At 68.9% G+C, this 16,553-nt stretch carries 22 protein-coding genes and 1 pseudogene; 9 read left to right on the top strand and 14 right to left on the bottom strand.

Annotated elements, in window-relative coordinates:
- The first annotated feature begins 76 nt into the window (after positions 1 to 76).
- The 4 genes from LCL61_RS40765 (at position 77) to LCL61_RS40750 (ending at position 2,956) form a co-directional block, all read left to right on the top strand.
- On the top strand, positions 77 to 586 hold the full coding sequence (locus LCL61_RS40765) for a hemerythrin domain-containing protein (RefSeq protein WP_340684671.1): 510 nt from the start codon (positions 77 to 79) through the stop codon (positions 584 to 586).
- 67 nt (positions 587 to 653) lie between these two features.
- The gene (locus tag LCL61_RS40760) at positions 654 to 1,136 is read left to right on the top strand and encodes a VOC family protein (RefSeq protein WP_340684670.1); all 483 of its coding nucleotides are present in this window, start codon (positions 654 to 656) and stop codon (positions 1,134 to 1,136) included.
- 139 nt (positions 1,137 to 1,275) lie between these two features.
- Positions 1,276 to 2,346 (top strand): reverse transcriptase family protein, encoded by a 1,071-nt coding sequence (locus LCL61_RS40755; RefSeq protein ID WP_340684669.1) that lies wholly within the window; start codon positions 1,276 to 1,278, stop codon positions 2,344 to 2,346.
- Between the two features lie 22 nt (positions 2,347 to 2,368).
- Positions 2,369 to 2,956, top strand: coding sequence for a pentapeptide repeat-containing protein (locus LCL61_RS40750; protein ID WP_340684668.1), 588 nt, complete (start codon positions 2,369 to 2,371; stop codon positions 2,954 to 2,956).
- Between the two features lie 110 nt (positions 2,957 to 3,066).
- On the opposite strand, the gene LCL61_RS40745 is transcribed toward LCL61_RS40750, so the two are convergent.
- Together LCL61_RS40745 and LCL61_RS40740 are read right to left on the bottom strand one after the other, a co-directional pair.
- On the bottom strand, positions 3,067 to 4,239 hold the full coding sequence (locus tag LCL61_RS40745) for an MFS transporter (protein WP_340684667.1): 1,173 nt from the start codon (positions 4,237 to 4,239) through the stop codon (positions 3,067 to 3,069).
- Between the two features lie 183 nt (positions 4,240 to 4,422).
- Positions 4,423 to 4,737: an ArsR/SmtB family transcription factor gene (locus LCL61_RS40740; protein ID WP_034304518.1), complete on the bottom strand. Its 315-nt coding sequence runs from the start codon at positions 4,735 to 4,737 to the stop codon at positions 4,423 to 4,425.
- A 177-nt stretch (positions 4,738 to 4,914) separates the two neighbouring features.
- Between LCL61_RS40740 and LCL61_RS40735 the strand changes: the two are divergent.
- Positions 4,915 to 6,084: pseudogene (locus LCL61_RS40735) on the top strand (MFS transporter).
- A 3-nt stretch (positions 6,085 to 6,087) separates the two neighbouring features.
- Here LCL61_RS40735 and LCL61_RS40730 read toward each other — a convergent pair.
- The gene (locus LCL61_RS40730; protein ID WP_125680051.1) at positions 6,088 to 6,276 is read right to left on the bottom strand and encodes a DUF1918 domain-containing protein; all 189 of its coding nucleotides are present in this window, start codon (positions 6,274 to 6,276) and stop codon (positions 6,088 to 6,090) included.
- A gap of 105 nt (positions 6,277 to 6,381) precedes the next feature.
- On the opposite strand from LCL61_RS40730, the gene LCL61_RS40725 reads away from it, so the two are divergent.
- The 4 genes from LCL61_RS40725 to LCL61_RS40710 are packed head-to-tail and all read left to right on the top strand — an operon-like array spanning position 6,382 to position 8,704.
- Entirely contained in the window at positions 6,382 to 6,900 is a 519-nt protein-coding gene (locus LCL61_RS40725; RefSeq protein WP_340684666.1) for a TrmH family RNA methyltransferase, read from the top strand.
- A gap of 22 nt (positions 6,901 to 6,922) precedes the next feature.
- Entirely contained in the window at positions 6,923 to 7,567 is a 645-nt protein-coding gene (locus LCL61_RS40720; RefSeq protein WP_340684665.1) for a spermidine synthase, read from the top strand.
- A complete protein-coding gene (locus LCL61_RS40715; protein WP_340684664.1) occupies positions 7,549 to 8,130 on the top strand; it encodes a hypothetical protein in 582 nt (193 codons plus the stop codon). Before LCL61_RS40720 ends, LCL61_RS40715 begins: the two co-directional genes overlap by 19 nt.
- 7 nt (positions 8,131 to 8,137) lie before the next feature.
- The gene (locus LCL61_RS40710; RefSeq protein WP_340684663.1) at positions 8,138 to 8,704 is read left to right on the top strand and encodes a GNAT family N-acetyltransferase; all 567 of its coding nucleotides are present in this window, start codon (positions 8,138 to 8,140) and stop codon (positions 8,702 to 8,704) included.
- Between the two features lie 3 nt (positions 8,705 to 8,707).
- Here the strand turns inward: LCL61_RS40710 and LCL61_RS40705 are convergent, their stop codons facing one another.
- Genes LCL61_RS40705 through LCL61_RS40655 form a run of 11 tightly spaced genes read right to left on the bottom strand, consistent with a single transcriptional unit; the run spans position 8,708 to position 16,553 of the window.
- A complete protein-coding gene (locus LCL61_RS40705; RefSeq protein ID WP_340684662.1) occupies positions 8,708 to 9,196 on the bottom strand; it encodes a quercetin 2,3-dioxygenase in 489 nt (162 codons plus the stop codon).
- 8 nt (positions 9,197 to 9,204) lie between these two features.
- Positions 9,205 to 9,753, bottom strand: coding sequence for a VOC family protein (locus LCL61_RS40700; protein WP_340684661.1), 549 nt, complete (start codon positions 9,751 to 9,753; stop codon positions 9,205 to 9,207).
- Positions 9,750 to 11,264 (bottom strand): iron-containing alcohol dehydrogenase, encoded by a 1,515-nt coding sequence (locus tag LCL61_RS40695; RefSeq protein WP_340684660.1) that lies wholly within the window; start codon positions 11,262 to 11,264, stop codon positions 9,750 to 9,752. The genes LCL61_RS40700 and LCL61_RS40695 overlap by 4 nt, the downstream gene beginning before the upstream one ends.
- A gap of 2 nt (positions 11,265 to 11,266) precedes the next feature.
- Positions 11,267 to 12,502: a DegT/DnrJ/EryC1/StrS family aminotransferase gene (locus LCL61_RS40690; protein ID WP_340684659.1), complete on the bottom strand. Its 1,236-nt coding sequence runs from the start codon at positions 12,500 to 12,502 to the stop codon at positions 11,267 to 11,269.
- The gene (locus tag LCL61_RS40685; RefSeq protein WP_340684658.1) at positions 12,471 to 14,048 is read right to left on the bottom strand and encodes a GMC oxidoreductase; all 1,578 of its coding nucleotides are present in this window, start codon (positions 14,046 to 14,048) and stop codon (positions 12,471 to 12,473) included. The genes LCL61_RS40690 and LCL61_RS40685 overlap by 32 nt, the downstream gene beginning before the upstream one ends.
- An 18-nt stretch (positions 14,049 to 14,066) precedes the next feature.
- Positions 14,067 to 14,453 carry a cupin domain-containing protein gene (locus LCL61_RS40680; RefSeq protein WP_340684657.1) on the bottom strand — a complete coding sequence of 129 codons (387 nt, stop codon included), beginning with the start codon at positions 14,451 to 14,453 and terminating at the stop codon, positions 14,067 to 14,069.
- Positions 14,450 to 15,169 carry a cupin domain-containing protein gene (locus tag LCL61_RS40675; RefSeq protein WP_340684656.1) on the bottom strand — a complete coding sequence of 240 codons (720 nt, stop codon included), beginning with the start codon at positions 15,167 to 15,169 and terminating at the stop codon, positions 14,450 to 14,452. The genes LCL61_RS40680 and LCL61_RS40675 overlap by 4 nt, the downstream gene beginning before the upstream one ends.
- A complete protein-coding gene (locus LCL61_RS40670) occupies positions 15,162 to 15,563 on the bottom strand; it encodes a cupin domain-containing protein (protein ID WP_340684655.1) in 402 nt (133 codons plus the stop codon). The genes LCL61_RS40675 and LCL61_RS40670 overlap by 8 nt, the downstream gene beginning before the upstream one ends.
- Positions 15,560 to 15,886 (bottom strand): hypothetical protein, encoded by a 327-nt coding sequence (locus LCL61_RS40665; protein WP_340684654.1) that lies wholly within the window; start codon positions 15,884 to 15,886, stop codon positions 15,560 to 15,562. Before LCL61_RS40665 ends, LCL61_RS40670 begins: the two co-directional genes overlap by 4 nt.
- Positions 15,883 to 16,299 (bottom strand): cupin domain-containing protein, encoded by a 417-nt coding sequence (locus LCL61_RS40660; protein ID WP_340684653.1) that lies wholly within the window; start codon positions 16,297 to 16,299, stop codon positions 15,883 to 15,885. The genes LCL61_RS40665 and LCL61_RS40660 overlap by 4 nt, the downstream gene beginning before the upstream one ends.
- Positions 16,296 to 16,553 (bottom strand): phosphopantetheine-binding protein, encoded by a 258-nt coding sequence (locus LCL61_RS40655; RefSeq protein ID WP_340684652.1) that lies wholly within the window; start codon positions 16,551 to 16,553, stop codon positions 16,296 to 16,298. Before LCL61_RS40655 ends, LCL61_RS40660 begins: the two co-directional genes overlap by 4 nt.

The raw sequence follows: 16,553 nt of genomic DNA, 5'->3' as shown, positions 1-16,553 counted from the left end.
TGAAGTGTTCCCAGCGTCGCAGTGCACCCGGCAAAGAGACCGTCGCGGGCATGGAGGCGCCGGACCATGGGAAATCATGGAAACCCCTTCTCGAACGGACGGCCGGTTGACGGCGTTCGGAAATCAACTCGTTCAGGTTCACAACTGGCTGCGTAAAGAGCTGGCCGCACTGCACGACGACCTCGAATCGGTCGCGGCCGGGCGCGCGGAGCGGCTGCGAGATCTTCGGGCTCATTGCCTCACCTTCTGCTCGGCGCTGACCAGGCATCACACCGGGGAAGACGGTGGCGCTTTCCTTGTGCTGGCGGAGAAATTCCCCGAATTGCGGTCGTCGCTCGAAGAGCTCGCGCACGACCACGAGGTCATGACCGGGATCATCGAACGGCTCGAAGAGCTGGTCGCCGGTGTCGGCCCCGGGTCGAGTGAGGCCGAGATCCTGCACGTCCAACGGGAACTGGACGGCCTCACGGCGATCATGGAGACGCATTTCCGCTACGAAGAGAAGCGGATCGTCGAGGTGCTCAACTCGCTGGACATGCCGGAGTGGCAGGAGTCGAAGCCGCCCTTTCTGCTGAAATCGCACTAGGACACGATCTGTCCTATACGGGCTCTAGCGTTCTTCTCATCGCACACGACGACTGAGGAGAACCCCGATGAGCAACCCGATCCCCGATGGCTACCACTCGGTCACCCCGTGGATCATCTCGCGCGACACCGCGAGCGTGATCGACTTCTTGAAGCGGGTCTTCGATGCGGAGCCGATCGGTGAACCGGTGTACGTCGAAGGCGGGAAGATCGGGCACGCCGAGGTCCGGATCGGCGACTCGGTCGTCATGCTGTTCGACTCGCGTGACGACTGGGTCGACACCCCGGCGTATCTGCGGCTCTACGTGGAGGACAGCGTGGAGACGCAGCGCCGGGCGGTCGAGGCGGGCGCCGAAGAGGTGACGAGGCAGACCGAACTCTTCTTCGGCGACCGTGTCGGCCGGGTCCGCGACCCGTTCGGCAACCTGTGGTGGATCCAGACCCGGCTGGTCGACCTCGACTATCCGGAGATGGAGCGCCGGATGAACGACCCGAAGTTCATCGAGGCCATGCGCTACGTCTCCGGCACGGAGATCATCCCCAGTCGCTGAAGTCGGTAGGGTGGCGACAGCGACGCGGAGGTGAGCCGGTGGATCGCCACCCACTCCGGGGCAACCCCGGGGGGCACGAAGACAGCGAGACAAGGCGTCCCGCGCGAGGGCGGCACGCTCCGCGTGCGAGTCCGCGCGGATGACAGGAGAAAGAGTCACCTCCGCGTCGCTCCTCGAACCCCTGCCGTCGGTCTGGCGATTCCAGGTGGCCCGCTGGGCGACCTTCGACGACTGCGCTGCCGCCCTCGACCTGACGCCCGGCGAACTCTCGTGGTTCGCCGACGCGAGGAGCTGGAACAGGTGTGCGGCCGATCCGATCCGGCACTACACCTACCGCTGGATCCCGACCGCTTCGGGCGGCGTGCGGCTCATCGAGCGGCCGAAGCCGCGGATCGCCGAACTGCAACGCCGGATCGTGCGGCACGTCGTCGACGCGCTGCCGGTGCACGAGGCCGCACACGGATTCCGGCGCGGCCGGTCGCCGCTGTCGTGCGCGGCACCCCACGCCGGCCGCGAGACCGTGGTCAGGATGGACCTCGAAGGGTTCTTCCCGGCGGTGTCCGCGCGCCGGATCTCGGCGCTGCTCGCACTCGCCGGCTATCCGCCCGCCGTGGCGGAAGCGCTGGCGGGCGTGCTCACCACGGCCGTTCCGCCGGATGTCCTCGCCACCGTTCCCGGGGGACGGCGGGACCCGGCGCGCGTGCGGCTGCTCAACAACCTGGCGGCCACGCATCTTCCGCAGGGCGCGCCATCATCGCCCGCGGTCGCGAACGCGGTCACGCACCATCTGGACCGCCGGCTCGGCGGCCTCGCCCATGCGCTGGGCGCGGTCTACACGCGATACGCCGACGATCTGGCGTTCTCCGGTGATTCCCTGCCGCTGCACCGGTTGCTGCCAGGGGTCCGGCGGATCGTGACCGACGAGGGGTTCCGGCTCAGGGACGACAAGACGTCGATCGCCGCCGCGCACCAGCGGCAACGGGTCGCGGGACTGGTGGTCAACAGCGCGCCCGCCGCGACGCGGGCCGACTACGACGCCCTGCGCGCACTGCTCCACAACTGCGCCCGGACCGGCCCGGAGGAGCAGAACCGGGCCGGTCATCCGGACTTCCGCGCCCATCTGCTCGGCCGGATCGGCTGGATCGCCGCGTCGTCCGAGCGCCGGGCGGCGAAGCTGCGCGCCTTGTTCGGCGGGATCACCTGGACGTGAACGGGTATGCGATCCTGGACGGGTGATCGAGACCGCGGAGGACTACCGAGAAGCCGTTCTTTCCCAGCAATGGTGGGAAAAACGCAGTTTCGTCGGCTGTGATTTCACCGAAGCCGACCTGCGCGGGCTGCGTACCCAGGGCTGCACCTTCGACCAGTGCGACTTCACCAAGGTCGACTTCGAAGGCTCGCGCCACGAGGCGTCCGCGTTCCGCTCGTGCACCTTCGATCGCAGTGTGCTGGCGAGCACGCGGTGGAGCTCCTGCTCGATGCTCGGATCGTCCTTTGTGGACTGCCGATTCCAGAAGGTCGCCTTCACCGAATGCGATCTCTCGCTGGTCTCGCTCGGCAAGGCACGATTGTCCAAAGTGGACCTGGGGGGCCTGCGGCTGCGCGAGGCGAACCTGCTCGAAGCGGACCTGACCGGCGCCGACCTGCGCGGTGCGGACCTCACCGGCGCCCGGCTGGCGGGCGCGAAACTCGAAGGCGCGGACCTGCGCGGCGCGCGGCTCGACGCCAACGGCCTGGTGCAGGCGAACCTCTCCGGTGTCCACGTGGACACCGAGACCGCGATCGCCTACGCCGCCGCGCACGGCCTCGTCATCCACTGACCCCAGATGCAATGAAGGGGCCTTTCATCGCAAAATTTGCGATGAAGGGCCCCNCGATCTCTTCCCTCGACTGAGCCGAGGGAAGGGGGCCTTCACGCGCGTTGATGAGGTCAGGAAGCCATGGCGGGGGCCAGCCGGGCCTCGCGGCGGTCCATGCCGCCGGACACCACGGCCAGCGAGAGCCCCAGCACGGCCAGCGACGCGCCGACCCAGTTGGGCGCGACCAGGCCGAGCCCGCCCGCGATCACCAGGCCGCCCAGGTAGGCGCCGATGGAGTTCGCGATGTTGAACGCCGACTGCACGGCGGCGGAGACCAGCGACGGCGTCCCGCCTGCCTTCTCCATGATCCGGGCCTGCATCATCGGGCCGATCATGAACCCGGCGAGGCCGACGAAGAAGATCGTCACCGCCGCGCCGACCTTGCCGTTCGCGGTGAAGGTGAAGATCGCCAGCACCGAAGCGAGCCCGATCAGCGAGACGTAGAGGCTCGGCATCAGCGCCTTGTCGGCGAGCCTGCCGCCGAGGTAGTTGCCGATCGTCATGCCGACCCCCGCCAGCGAGAGCAGCAGCGTGACGTCGGACGGCGAGTAGCCGGTGACGTCGGTCAGCATCGGCGCGATGTAGGACAGGCAGGCGAACACGCCGCCGAGGCCGAAGGTGACGATCGCGAGCGCGAGCCATACCTGCGGGCGGCGGAAGGCGCCGAGTTCGCCACGCAGCGACGGCTCGACCGGTTTGCCCTGGTGGGGGACCAGTTTCGCGATCGCGGCCATGGCGAGCAGGCCGATCACGGCGACGACGCCGAAGGTCGCGCGCCAGCCGACCTTCTGGCCGAGCAGCGTCCCCAGCGGCACGCCGACGACGTTGGCCAGGGTCAGGCCCATGAACATCATCGAGACGGCCTTCGCGCGTTCGCCCGGCTTGGCCAGGCTGGACGCGACGACCGCGCCGGCGCCGAAGAACGCGCCGTGCGGCAGGCCGGCGAGGAAGCGGAAAGCGACGCCGAACTCCTGGTTCGGTGAGAGCGCGAAGAGGGCATTGCCCAGCGTGAACAGCCCCATCATCGCCAGCAGCATCGTCTTGCGCGGCAGGCGGACGGCGGCGGCGGTGAGCAGCGGGGCGCCGACCACGACACCCAGCGCGTAGCCGGAGATGAGGTAACCGGCAGACGGGATCGACACGCCGAAGTCCGCGGCGGCTTCGGGCAGCACGCCCATCATGACGAATTCGGTGGTCCCGATGCCGAAGGCACCGATGGCGAGCGCGAGCAGCGCGACGGGCACGGCTCTCCTTCCGGGGTCGTACTTGGGTAAACGATTACTCGCCCAGCGTCGCGGATGGGGAGCTGAATCGATTTAGGTCTCAGGCGCAAAAGAAGACAGCGCGTGCGGCCCCGCTGTCCTGCGTTCAGTTCAACCGATCGAGGGTGCCTTTGTCATCCCGGTTTCGGGTGAGGCTGACCACCCTCAGCGGCGGGCGGCGAGCACGCCCTGGAGCAGGCCGGGGAAGAGTTCGTCGAGATCCTTGCGGCGCAACGAGTTGTAGCGCGCGGTGCCCTGCTGGCGGCCCATGATGATGCCCGCTTCGCGCAGCGTGCGCAGGTGATGGGTGAGTGTGGACTTGGTCACGGCGACGTCGAATCCGCTGCACGAGATCTCGGTGCCGGGTTCGGCCAGCTGGCGGACCATGTCGAGCCGGACCGGGTCCGCGAGCGCGGCGAGGACCGCCTCGATCCGGATCTCGTCCTGATCGGGATAGACGTACTGCTGCGTCGCGGCCATCCGTCCATAGTACGACGCCCCTCGAACTTCCGGCGAGTTCGTAGTACGGTCTCCATCGAACTACGACAACCATCGAACAACGACCCCCATGTCGCCTTTAGCGGCCTGATCGCGATCCGGCGCCGACCTGCGTTTCGCGGGCTAATCGCGATCTGAAGGGTCTGGAGCTGGGGAGTCATGACTTTCGCACCACCCAGGACCGCGGTGCTGGCGCTCGGTACGTTCGCGGTCGGCACCAGCGGCTACGTCGTCGCCGGGCTGCTGCCGGCGCTGACCGGCGAGCTCGCGGTCTCCGAGACGGCCGCCGCGCAGCTGGTCACCGCCTTCGCCATCGCGTACGCGGTCGGCTCACCGCTGTTCGCCGCGGTCACCGGCCGCTGGGAGCGGCGCACGCTCCTGGTCGCCGCTCTCGTCGTCACCGCCGTCGGCAACGCCCTCGCCGCTCTCGCGCCCGGCTACGTCACCCTGCTCCTCGCCCGGGTCGTCACCGCGATCGGCGCGGCGGTCTTCACCCCGGCCGCGAGCGCCGTCGCCGCCGAACTCACTTAGCCGGAACGCCGGGGCCGCGCGGTCGCGCTCGTCTTCGGCGGGCTCACTGTCGCGACGATCCTGGGCGTGCCGCTCGGCAGCGTCCTTTCGCAGAGCGTCGGCTACCAGGCCGTCTTCGCACTCGTCGCGGCCTTCTCGCTTCTCGGCGCCTTCGCGGTCCGGCTGGTCCTGCCCGCCGTCCCGGCGCCACCCCCGGTCCGGCTGGCCGAACGGTTCACCGTCGCCAAGGATCCGCGCGTCCTCGCCATGCTCGGCGCGACCGTGCTCGGCTGCCTCGCCGCGTTCTCCGTCTACACCTTCATCTCGCCGGTCCTGTCCGCCACCGCGGGTGTCCACGGCACGACGGTCAGCCTGCTGCTGTTCGTCTACGGCGCGGGCGGCGCGCTCGGCAACGTCCTCGGCGGCCGCGCGACCGATCGCTGGGGCGCCAGGGGACCGCTGCTGGTCGTGTTCGGCGGGATCACCGTGGTGCTCGCGCTGCTGCCGCTGGTGGCGACCACCGTCGCGGGCGCGGCCGTCGTCCTCTTCCTGTGGGGCCTGGCCACCTGGTCGGTCAACCCGCCGATCCAGCACCGGCTGATCGAGTTGTCCAAGCACAACGCCGGGCTCGTCCTCTCGCTCAACGCCTCCGCGATCTATCTCGGCGTCGGCCTTTCCGGCCTGGTCGGCGGAGCGGTGCTGAGCGGCGGCGGGCCGCTCCTGCTGCCCGAGATCGCGGCGGTGCTGACCGCGCTCGGCGCGGCCGTGGTCGTGGCGGGCTGGCGGAACCGCGTGCCGCGGCCCGCGTTGGCCGAGTGACGACTACTCGGCGCGGGTCTGGACTTCGCAGTCGGGGCCGGGGAACACCAGCCCTTCGTGTCCGTCCGCGAACCGGACGAGGTACGGCGGAGCACCGTGCTCGCCGCGTACCTCGAGGATCTCACCGTGTTGCTCTGCCGAGCCGACCGTGCGCCCGTGCACGTGGATCTCGTCTCCGACGGTCGCCTGCATGAGAAATCACCTCCGACGCTTACCAGGTTAGGAGCGTCGGGGTGATTCTCGCTACAGTGTCCTCATGATCCTCGCAATCCTTGGAGGCGCGACGCCTCACGTCCGGTGAGCCCGTCGATCCGGGTCCGCACGCCTTCGGAACTGCGTGCGGCCAGAAGAAGCAAAGCCCACTCCTGTTGGGGACATCTCGTCGCCGCGCCGCTGTGGCCACTGCACGGAGCGAACCTCGGCACCCTGCTGCGAACCTGTGACGCGGTGGGGGCCTGCCTCGCCGTGCCGCGGTTTCCGTGGGTGCCCGAGGCGCTGCGCCGGGGGAACACGTTGCGCCGTCCGGCTTGTGTGCACTGGGTGCACGATCCGCCGGGCTGGCTGGAGCGGGAAAGGGTGGCGGGCACGGCGATCGTCGGTGTCGAACTCGCCGACGAGGCCGTGCGTCTCGCCGATCTCGCGCCCGCACGGGGGCGGACGATCGCCGTGCTCGGCCACGAGCAGCAGGGCATTCCGCCGGACGCGCTCGACCTTCTCGACACCGTCGTCGAAATCCCCATGGTGGGCACCGGCGCGAGTCTCAACGTCGCCGTCGCCGGCAGCCTCGTCCTGTACAAATTGGCGGGACTGCTGTGACCGTCGCCGATAAGCTGCCCGGATGACCGACGTACTCGACAAAGTCGCCGGGAAAAGCGGCGAACTGGTGCTCCGCCGGGCCGGAGCCGACTTCGAGGTCATCGCCAACGGCGTCTTCCTGATGGACACCCGGAACGGTGAATCCGAACGGTTGCTCGTGTCGGTGGCGGCGGACCTGGTGCCGGGCAAGGCACGCATGCTGATCGGCGGCCTCGGCGTCGGCTATTCGCTGCGCGCCGCGCTGGACCATCCCGGTGTCGGCGAGATCGTGGTCGTCGAGCGCGAGCCCGCCGTGATCGGCTGGAACCGGGAGGGCCCGCTCCGGGAGGTCCACGACGACGCCCTGTCCGACGACCGGGTCACCGTCGTCGAGGCCGATCTGGTGAAGTGGTTGCGCCGGACGGAAGAACGGTTCGACGCGCTGTGCCTAGACATCGACAACGGTCCTGAGTGGACGGTCACCGACGGGAACGCGAAGCTGTACCGGGACGAAGGCCTCGACATGCTCGCCGCACGGCTTCGGCCCGGCGGAGTGCTCGGAGTGTGGAGCGCCGAGTCGGTGCCGTCGTTCGCGAAGCGGCTCCGGGCGCGTTTCGGTGAGGTGCGCGAGCTGAAGATCCCAGTGCCGCAAGGGGAGCCGGACGTGCTGTGGTTCGCGCGGGTGTAGCGGACGCCGTGCGGGTCAACGCCCGCTGGTGCGACACGGCATGCCGGACGGGCACTTTCACCGCCCGCGTCTGGAAGTCGGCGCGCCGGACACCGCCGTTGTACCCCGACGCGATGACCCTGACGCCGGACGCGACGGCGGCGGAGGTGCTGGACGGGATCGACACTTCGCCGGGCTGTGCGGTCAAGGACAGCTTCGGCTGCCTGGATCTTTCGCAGGCGGGCTTCGAGGTGCTCTTCGAGGCCACCTGGATCACCCGCACGGTTCGGCTGCCGCTCGAACCGGGCTGGGCCCGGGTCGGCGACCGGTTCGAAGATCCGTCCGTCGCCCTGTGGTCGAACGGGGTCGCCGGGGTGACGGCCAACCGGGACGGCGACTTCGCCGGACTGTCCAATTTGTACACTCAAGGCGACCTGGACGACGCCTGGCGCGGCGCGACCTCGGCCGTCGCGGCGAGCTTCCCCGGCTTGCCGATCACCGGTTACGAGCACGGCGAAGATCTCGACGCCGCCCTCCGCAACGGCTACACGGCCCTGGGGCCGCTGCGGGTCTGGCTGAAATGATCGCCGTATGGAGATCACGACCTGGCACCTCGAGCAGACCTCACCGGACGACCTGAGCGCCGCGAAACCGCCGGCCGTCCCGGTGACGGTCACCCGTGCCGAGCTGGTCAGCCCGGAACTGAACCGCTATCTCTACACCGCGGTCGGCGGCGACTGGTTCTGGATCGACCGGCTCGGCTGGACGTGGGCACAGTGGGTCGAGTGGCTGGACAGGCCGGGCGTCGAGACCTGGGTGGCCTACGCACAGGGGACGCCGTGCGGCTACTTCGAACTCGACGGCACTGTGGACGGCGAAGTCGAGCTCGCGTACTTCGGCCTGATGTCGTCCTTTGTCGGCAAGGGCGTCGGCGGGCACCTGCTGACCGTCGCGCTGCGGGAGGCCTGGGCGCTCGCGGAGCGCTGGCCGGGCAAGGCGACGACGCGCCGCGTCACGGTCCACACCTGCACCACGGACGGCCCGGCCGCGCTCAAGAACTACCAGGCACGCGGCTTCCGGCTGTTCCGCACCGAGGTCGAGCAGGCCGAACTGCCCGCCGAGACACCGGGACCGTGGCCGGGAGCGGGGAGGAAGTGAGGCTCACCGACCGGCCTCCTGCCCTGTCCTCGGTCCCTCCCAGCCGTGGCGGACGGCGATCTCCGCCGCCCGTTCGAACTCCGCCGGTCCCCACTTCGGGACCGGCATACCCGGCACGGCCGGATCTCCCGCCTCCTGGAAGAACTTCTCGAACCCGGCGGGGGTGTAGACGAAGATCGTGTGAGCGACGTGGGCGCTGATGTTCTTGAAGCAGTGCGGGGTGCCGCGGGGGACGAGCACGAAATCCCCCGCCTTGCCCAGGAACTGCTCGTCGCCGACGGTGAAACTCAGCTGGCCGGACAGGACGTAGAACGCCTCGTCCTCCTGCGTGTGGACGTGCAGCGGCGGACCGCTTCCCGGCAGGATCGAGGACTCCAGGACGGACATGGCGCCGTTGGTACTCTCGGCGCTCGCCTTCACGGTGTAGACATTGCCGTCGAACCAGGTCGTCGGCCCGTGGCCGGCGGGAACGAGCGCGGATGGTTCGGTCATGCTGCTCCTCAGTGATTGGACCATGGCCGGTCGGACTGGTACGGGCGCGCGGCGGTCTCCTGTTCGAACGGCGCGCCCGCGGGGATGTTGATCAACTCCAGCTGCATCCCCCACGGCGCCACGAAGTACACCCACCGATCTCCCGCGATCGGCCCGTCGGTGATCGTCTCCGGGTCGCCGAGGACCCGGACACCCGGTTGGGCTCGCAGATAGGCCGCGGCGGCGTCGACGTCCGTGACGTGGATCGCCAGATGGTGACCGCCCCAGTCGCTGTTGCGGGGAAGCTCGCGGCGCTGATCCGGCGCCGTGTACTCGAAGAGCTCCAGGTTGGTCACCGGCCCCAGCCTGAGCATGGCGACCCTGGCGACCGCCGCGGCGTCCACGGCGAGTTTGCGGGTCATCCAGTCGCCCTCCCGGTCCTGCACCGGGCCCTCGGTGTAGATCAGCTCCGCGCCGATGACCTCGACGAAGAACTCGATCGCCTGCTCCAGATCCGGAACGGTGTAGGCGACATGGTGCACCGCCCTGGCCCCGGGGATGCCCCGCCGCCGGGTCATGCCGCACCTCCGGGCACTTCGATCATCAGCCAGCTCAGGTGCTCCGTGCCCTGGTTCGCGAAACGGTGCACCGCACCGGCTCGGGTGGCGATCAGGTCGCCGGGGCGCAAATCGTGCCGCACCTCGTCGATACGCAGTTCACCTTCGCCTGCCAGCACGAAACAGAACTTGTCCGTACCGGCCCGCGTGTCCTCCTCACGGAAGGTGCCGGGTGGCAGCGAAGCCCAGTGGATGGCCTGCCAGGTGCTGCTCAGCCCGCCCCGGTCGATCAGCCGGTTCCCGGCGGCATCGGACCGGCCGCCGACGTCGGTGACGATCACCTCGTCCGCTTTCGTCTCCTGCAGCGTGCGAAGGATCTCCGCCGCACGGGCGAGTTCGGCGGCGGTGAGGTCGTTGAGGAAGCACGCCGCACCGATCCCGACCGGGATCGGCATACGTTGCAACCCGTCCCGGTGCCGGACCGTCTCCCGGAGTGCGTGTTCCAGCAGTTCGGCTTCCATCAACGGATGCCAGACGGGCAGGCGCAGCCGTCGCATGAGCCGGAAGATCCGTTCACGGTCCATTGTGGACACCAGGCCGCGGCCCTCGGCGAGCACCGTGGTCAGTGCCATGTCGATGGTCACGGCCTCGCCGTGCAGCAACGCGGGGAGTGCTCGCATCTCCAGCGTGGGACTGAACGAGTGACCGTAGTCGACCACCCGTTCCAGCTGCTTCTCCCACAGGTTCGGCTGCAACTCCTCCAGCATGCCGCCCACCGCCCGGCTGAACACCTCACTGGCGACGAGGTCGCCGGTCTGGGTCTGACCGGTGAGCCGCTCGGCGAGGAGCAACTCGGCGTGGTCCTCCAGCAGCTGGAACAACCTCACGTCCTTGATCAGCGCGATCTTGAGGATCTCCGCGAGGCCGTTGCTGATGTGCCGAGCGTCCACCGTGGCCAGGAAATCGCGGTCGAGCAGCGCCACCGTCGGCGCGAAGTACGAGCCGAGGCGGTTCTTGTGGCTGCCGTGGTTCACCCCGGTCTTGATGCCGACTCCGGCGTCGACCAGCCCGATCAGCGAAGTGGGGACCCGGACGTACGGGGTCCCGCGCCGGTACAGACTGCCGACCAGACCGACGATGTCGAGCACGACGCCGCCACCGATGGCGATGATCGGCTCGTTCCGGCGGGAGATACCGAACGCGTCGAGTCCGTTCACCACGGTGAACACCGACTCCATCGTCTTGGTCTCCTCGGAGACGGGCAGGACGCAGAGGCTGTATTCGATGTTGTGGTGCTCCAGGTACTTGCGCACGTTGTCGCCGTAGATGGCATAGACGTTGGCGTCGACCACGACGAACCGCCGAAGCCGTTCGGCGCGGACGGTGGTGCCCGCGTCCAATAGCGCCGGGTTGGACGGGTCGAGTACGCCGGTGGTCAGCTGGACGTCGTAGCCGACGGGCAGCTGGGCCTCGACCCGCCAGTGGTGGGCGGGGAAGCCCGTCTCCACCAGTTTCGATTCGACCGGTTGCATGTTCATGTCCTCGCGACCACTTCGTTGACGGCTGACTTCACTGCGGTGGCGACGGCCGCGATCTCGTCGGGTGACGAGAGCGGGGTGATGCCGAAACCGGCGCCGAGATAGCCGTCGACCACGCCGACCGACAGCGTGATCGACCGGCCGAGGATGTCGTCGGTACGGGGGAGCATGTGCGGCTCGTACCGCGCTTCGGTGGGATGGGCCGGGCAGCCGAAGGGATGTTCCGACGCGGTGGGCATGCGACGGCTGATCAGCTGGGGCATGTTCCCGTAGTAGTGACGGCCGGAGTCGATGAGCGTGGTGGTGCCGAGCTTGGCGGCCACCGCGCGCGCCGCCTCCACGGTCTCGAACCGGAGAACGAAGAAGGAGTGGCATTCGCCGTCCGGATCGTTGAGCTTCCGGCGCTCGACACCGGGCAGCTCGCCGATCGCCTCGGACAGCGCGGTCTTCTGCTTGCGCAGTGTTTCCAGGATGTTCTCGATCTTGCGCAGCTGACCGAGCGCGACGGCGCCGCTCAGTTCGTGCATCCGCAGGTTCAGCCCGAACAGCGAGTCGGCGTCGGCGATGCCGTGGCGCATCGGTTTGAACCCGTGGTCATGGAAGGCGAAAGCGCGTTCGTAGACGGCGTCGTCCGCGAGCGTGAGAAGCCCACCGTCACCACTGGTGATGATCTTGAACAGGTTGAGGGAAAAGGCGCCTGCGTCGCCGACGGTGCCGAGGGCACGGCCCCGGTACCGGCCGCCGGTGGCCTGGGCGGCGTCCTCGATCAGGAACAGGCCGTGGTCGTCCGCGATCCGGCGCAGCTCGTCCAGCGCGGCGGGTGCCCCCAGCATGTGCACCGCGAGGATGGCCTTGGTGGCGGGGGTGATCCGGCGCGTCACGTCCTCGGGGTCGAGGGTCAGCGACTCGTCGATCTCGGCGAGCACCGGGACCGCGCCGCGGTGGACGATGGCGGCGATGGAGGCGATGAACGTGTAGCCGGGGACGATCACCTCGTCGCCCGGGCCGACGCCCAAGGCCGCGAGCGCGGTGAGCAGCGCGGAGGTACAGCTGTTCACCGCCAAGCAGTGGCCGGCGCCGGTGCGCTGCTCGAATTCGCGTTCGAGCGTGAACACCATGGACGGTTCGGCGGTCTCGTCGAACCGGTACCTGTTGAGCTGCCAGGTATCCAGCGCGCGAGTGACCAACGCCTTCTCTTCATCACCGAGGAACAAGTAGCCGGGGCCGCTCATCTGTGCGCCTTTCCGCCGAGGATGGATGTGCAGTGCCGAGAATTCCGCGCGCCGCCCGCAAGGCCATCGCGACGCTGGTCAGGGTCGGGTTGCTCGCGTTGGGCGTCGGGATGAGGCCGTTTCCGCCGAGATAGAGGTTCTCGACGCCCCAGACCTTCGAGCCGGGGTCGACCACGCTGGTGTCCGCGTCGGTGCCCATCCGGGTGGTTCCCGCGATGTGCAACGGGAGGGTGGGAACGATGAAGCGTGGCTCGGAGCCGGGCAGGTACGTCCCGAGCGCGGCCGCGGCCCGCCGCAGGTCCGCCATCATCCGATGCTGCCGTTCGCGGTCTCGGTCGCTGAGCGAGAATTCGAAGCCGGGTCGCGGCAGGCCGAAGACGTCCTGCTCGGTGTCGGAGAACCACACCCGGTTCTCCGGACGCGGGTCGACGAGTCCGAACCAGCGCAGGTCGACCACCAGCCGGTTGTCGATCGCCGGATTCGGCACCGGATCGTCGTAGGGCAGGTCGCGATGGATCTGGCAGTGCCACGGACGGTCCGGTGACACCGGGATCCAGACGTTCGGGTCGGCGTCGTCCAGCGGGATGGGCAGGGGATCGGCGGGATGGCGTTCCCGGTGGGCGGCGACCCGCTCGGCGAACCGCTCATCGGCCGCCACGCGAGCGACCAGGTCGTCGCCGAGTACGACCTGGCAGAAGGCGACCGGCTGTTCGGTGAGGTAGCGGCCGAGCGCCGGCGGGCGGATACCGGAGGCGTACAACAGCTGTGGGGTGAGCACGGCGCCACCGGCGAGGACATACGTGCTCGCCGTGACCCGCAGCGTTCGCCAGTCGCGGTGGTCCTCGATCTCGGCGTACTCGATCCGCTCGCCGTCCGCCGACGGTACGAGGCGGCGGCACAGGTGCTGTTCCCGCAGCACGAACTCCTCCCCGCCACTCTCCGCGAGCGGACCGAGCACCGTGTCCGTTCCGGTCCAGTGCACGAGCCGGGGGTTGTCGGCGCGGCGCCGCGCCGCCATCGGGAGATGCCGCACTCCGTACGCGTCGGGCAGTTCCCGGTATTCCGAAGCGAGCGCGCCCAGGACGACTTGGTGTGAGACCGCGTTCGCCGTCAGGTCGGTTCCGGTGCCGAGCAGTGCCTCGGCGTCGCCGTAGAGCCGGTCCCACTCGGCGGCGGTGAAGGCGTCGGACAGTTCGACGGACGGGTGGTGCCGCGGGGTCACGCCGGTCCAATGGGTGGCCATTCCGCCGACCGCATACGTGGCGACGCCCGCGTCCAGGCTGATCAACCGGTCACGCTCCGCCGCATCGGCGCCTGGATTCGACAGCGGGTGCAGATGCCCGCGGACCAGGCTGCCGAAGCGCTCATGGCTGTGCTGGTAGGCGAAGTGGTTCTTCAGGTGCTCGCCCGGCCGGCTGGAGAGCTGCGGTCCGGCGTCCACCATCATGACGCTGCGCCCGCCTTCGACGAGCGTGCGCGCGAAGGTCGCGCCCACCGGCCCGGAACCGATGACGAGAACGTCGGCCTCGATACGCTGATGACTCATAGGGCCCTCCTTTCCTGGTCAGTCGGACGGTGTTCGGGTCGGCAACCGCAGGCTCACCGAAGCGGGCATCAACGCCAGGAACAGCATTTCCAGTGGGGAGTCGCCGATGTTCCGCCATCGGCCGGCCGCCGCGTGCGCGCAGAAGACCAGCTCGCCCTCTCGGGCAAGCAGCGGATCTTCGCCGTCTTCGACGAATTCGGCCTCGCCGCGGAGTACGAACCAGGCTTCCTCGATGTCGCCCCGGCCGCGTTCGTCGAGAACCGCCCCCGGTGCGAGCCGGACGAAATCGAAGGATTCGCATTCGCTGAACAACATCCCGCGGCGCCCGAGGCACCGCCACACCGCTTCGCCGGCGCTGCCGTCGACGGTCCGGGTGAGTCCGTCGCCGGAGTTGGAGACGATCATTTCGCACCACCCGCGTTCGCCGGGACGGCCAGGCTGACCACGAAGAACTCCAGCCCGTCCGGCCCGCTTTCGACCGTGACGGAACTCTGGAACGGCACCCCGACCGAGACCCCGTAGCGCAACGGGACCGTGGTGGAGGTGGACGTCGCGGACCCGATGCCGTCGAGCGTGAAAAGCACGTGCTCCTGCGCGTCGGCCACCAAGGTCTCGCGCTGCCAAGGGGCGAGCTCGATCAGCCGTGCCCGGCGCAGCGGCCCGGACAGATAGTCCAGCGCGTCGACCTCGCGGACTTCGCGGAGTTTGATCACCGCGGCGCGGTCGCCACTGGTGTCCTGTGCGGGTAGCCCCGGCACCATTCCCGGCCCGGAAACCTCGATGACCAGCCAGATCAGGTCTTCGTCACCGATATTGCGGATGCCGTGCCGGGTACCGAGACAGGTGGTGAGCAGATCGCCCGCGGTGACCGGATGGTCGATGCCGTCGATCGTCATCACACCACTGCCGGACACCACGTAGTCGAATTGCTCGGTCCGGCTGTGCAGGTGCACACCGCTGGCCCCGCCCGCGGGCAGAAAGGAGCACTCCACCGCTTCCCACGGCCCGAACAGGTTGTTCCGCCTGGCAAGGCATTTCCACCGGGCGACCTTCTCGCCGCCGTGCATTTCGTAGACCTCGGACAGCTCGTCCAGGGTCGTGACGATCAGCCGGTCAGCCATGTTCGGCTCCGGTCAAGGGCGCGGGCGCCACCGGGATCCGGGCGGGGAGCCGGTCGGCCACCGCGGTGGGCAGCACCGCGAAGGACAGCAGTTCGAGGTGGGCGGAGGACGGGTTGTGCAGTGACCCGCGCGTTCCGCCGGACCAGAAGACCAGGTCACCAGGCCGCAGCGGGACGGAATCCTCGGCATCGCTCCGGAATTCCCCTTCACCGTTGAGTACGAACCAGACCGCGTCGACACCTTCCCGGCCGCGCCCGTCCCGCGTCCCGCCCGGCGGCAAGCGGAGATAGTCGAAGGCCTCGCATTCGCTGTGCAACATGCCGCGCCGGGCCAGACAGCGCCAGGCGCCGCCGTCGTGGCTTCTGCTCAGTCCCTCGGCGTTGGTGACGATCACCGCGACGCCCCGGCGGCCTGCGGCGTGGAAAGGCTGGCGATGAACAGTTCCAGGCCCTCGTCGCCCGCTTCCACCGTGACACTGCTGCCCAGGGGAAGGGTCAGTGCGACGCCGGCGCGCAGCGGCACGGTCGTCGATCCGGTCACCGCGGTTCCGTTGCCGCGCACGATGAACAGGGTGTGCTCCTGGTCCTCGGCGAGCAGCGTCTCCCGTTGGCCGGGCTCGAACTGCGGCAGCCGGATCCGGCCGAGCGGCCCGCTCAGAAAGACACGCGCGTCGATCTCTCGCACCTCGCGAAGATTGATCACCACGGCGTTGCTCATCGTTTTCCCCCATTTTCGGTCAGCTTCTGGTGTTCGGAATAGACGGCGGCCATTCGCGGACCGACCACTTCGATGACCAGCCAGGTCAGCCGGTCGTTCCCCGTGTTGATCAGGCCGTGCCGGGTGCCGATGCCGTTCAGGATCAGGTCACCGCCCCGCACCGGGTGCTCCTGACCGTCGAGGAGCATGGTCCCCGAACCGGAGATGATGAAATACAGTTCTTCGGTCCGCGTGTGCACGTGTTCGCCGCTGATCCCGCCGGGCGGTAGCGCGGCCCATTCGACCGCCTCCCAGGAGCCGAACAGGTCATGGCGGCGGGCGAACGCCTTCCATTCGGAGGCGCCGTCCGCGCCGTGCACGCCGTGGACGACCGACGCCTGGTCGAGGTCGGCGACCACCGTGCCGTCGCTCATGTCCGCAGTCCGTCGAAGTGGGCGAGCCAGCCGTTCAGCGTGGGAGCGGAAGCCAGCTCCTCGAAGACGACCGGCACCTTCGCCCGGCGCCAGCGGCCGACCAGTCGCATCATGTCGATCGAAGTCAGCCCCAGCAGGATCAGGTTGGCGTCGCCGGGAACGTCCTCGGGCCGGGTATCCAGCAACGGTGCCAGGAGTTCGCGCAGTTCCTGCTCGCCGGGTGGTTGCGTACTCGATGGGGAATCGGTGTCCAT

This window comes from Amycolatopsis coloradensis, from assembly GCF_037997115.1.
GTDB lineage: Bacteria > Actinomycetota > Actinomycetes > Mycobacteriales > Pseudonocardiaceae > Amycolatopsis > Amycolatopsis coloradensis_A.
The sequence above is the reverse complement of the archived record's forward strand: the minus strand, read 5'-3'. Positions and strand labels throughout refer to the sequence as shown.

Bases quoted from the DNA above. Each gene is read 5' to 3' on its own strand.
- LCL61_RS40765 (WP_340684671.1), top strand. From the start codon at position 77: ATGGAAACCCCTTCTCGAACGGACGGCCGGTTGACGGCGTTCGGAAAT.
- LCL61_RS40760 (WP_340684670.1), top strand. From the start codon at position 654: ATGAGCAACCCGATCCCCGATGGCTACCACTCGGTCACCCCGTGGATC.
- LCL61_RS40755 (WP_340684669.1), top strand. From the start codon at position 1,276: ATGACAGGAGAAAGAGTCACCTCCGCGTCGCTCCTCGAACCCCTGCCG.
- LCL61_RS40740 (WP_034304518.1), bottom strand. From the start codon at position 4,737: ATGGCCGCGACGCAGCAGTACGTCTATCCCGATCAGGACGAGATCCGG.
- LCL61_RS40730 (WP_125680051.1), bottom strand. From the start codon at position 6,276: ATGCAGGCGACCGTCGGAGACGAGATCCACGTGCACGGGCGCACGGTC.
- LCL61_RS40720 (WP_340684665.1), top strand. From the start codon at position 6,923: ATGACCGACGTACTCGACAAAGTCGCCGGGAAAAGCGGCGAACTGGTG.
- LCL61_RS40710 (WP_340684663.1), top strand. From the start codon at position 8,138: ATGGAGATCACGACCTGGCACCTCGAGCAGACCTCACCGGACGACCTG.
- LCL61_RS40705 (WP_340684662.1), bottom strand. From the start codon at position 9,196: ATGACCGAACCATCCGCGCTCGTTCCCGCCGGCCACGGGCCGACGACC.
- LCL61_RS40700 (WP_340684661.1), bottom strand. From the start codon at position 9,753: ATGACCCGGCGGCGGGGCATCCCCGGGGCCAGGGCGGTGCACCATGTC.
- LCL61_RS40695 (WP_340684660.1), bottom strand. From the start codon at position 11,264: ATGCAACCGGTCGAATCGAAACTGGTGGAGACGGGCTTCCCCGCCCAC.
- LCL61_RS40690 (WP_340684659.1), bottom strand. From the start codon at position 12,502: ATGAGCGGCCCCGGCTACTTGTTCCTCGGTGATGAAGAGAAGGCGTTG.
- LCL61_RS40685 (WP_340684658.1), bottom strand. From the start codon at position 14,048: ATGAGTCATCAGCGTATCGAGGCCGACGTTCTCGTCATCGGTTCCGGG.
- LCL61_RS40680 (WP_340684657.1), bottom strand. From the start codon at position 14,453: ATGATCGTCTCCAACTCCGGCGACGGACTCACCCGGACCGTCGACGGC.
- LCL61_RS40675 (WP_340684656.1), bottom strand. From the start codon at position 15,169: ATGGCTGACCGGCTGATCGTCACGACCCTGGACGAGCTGTCCGAGGTC.
- LCL61_RS40665 (WP_340684654.1), bottom strand. From the start codon at position 15,886: ATGAGCAACGCCGTGGTGATCAATCTTCGCGAGGTGCGAGAGATCGAC.
- LCL61_RS40660 (WP_340684653.1), bottom strand. From the start codon at position 16,299: ATGAGCGACGGCACGGTGGTCGCCGACCTCGACCAGGCGTCGGTCGTC.
- LCL61_RS40655 (WP_340684652.1), bottom strand. From the start codon at position 16,553: ATGGACACCGATTCCCCATCGAGTACGCAACCACCCGGCGAGCAGGAA.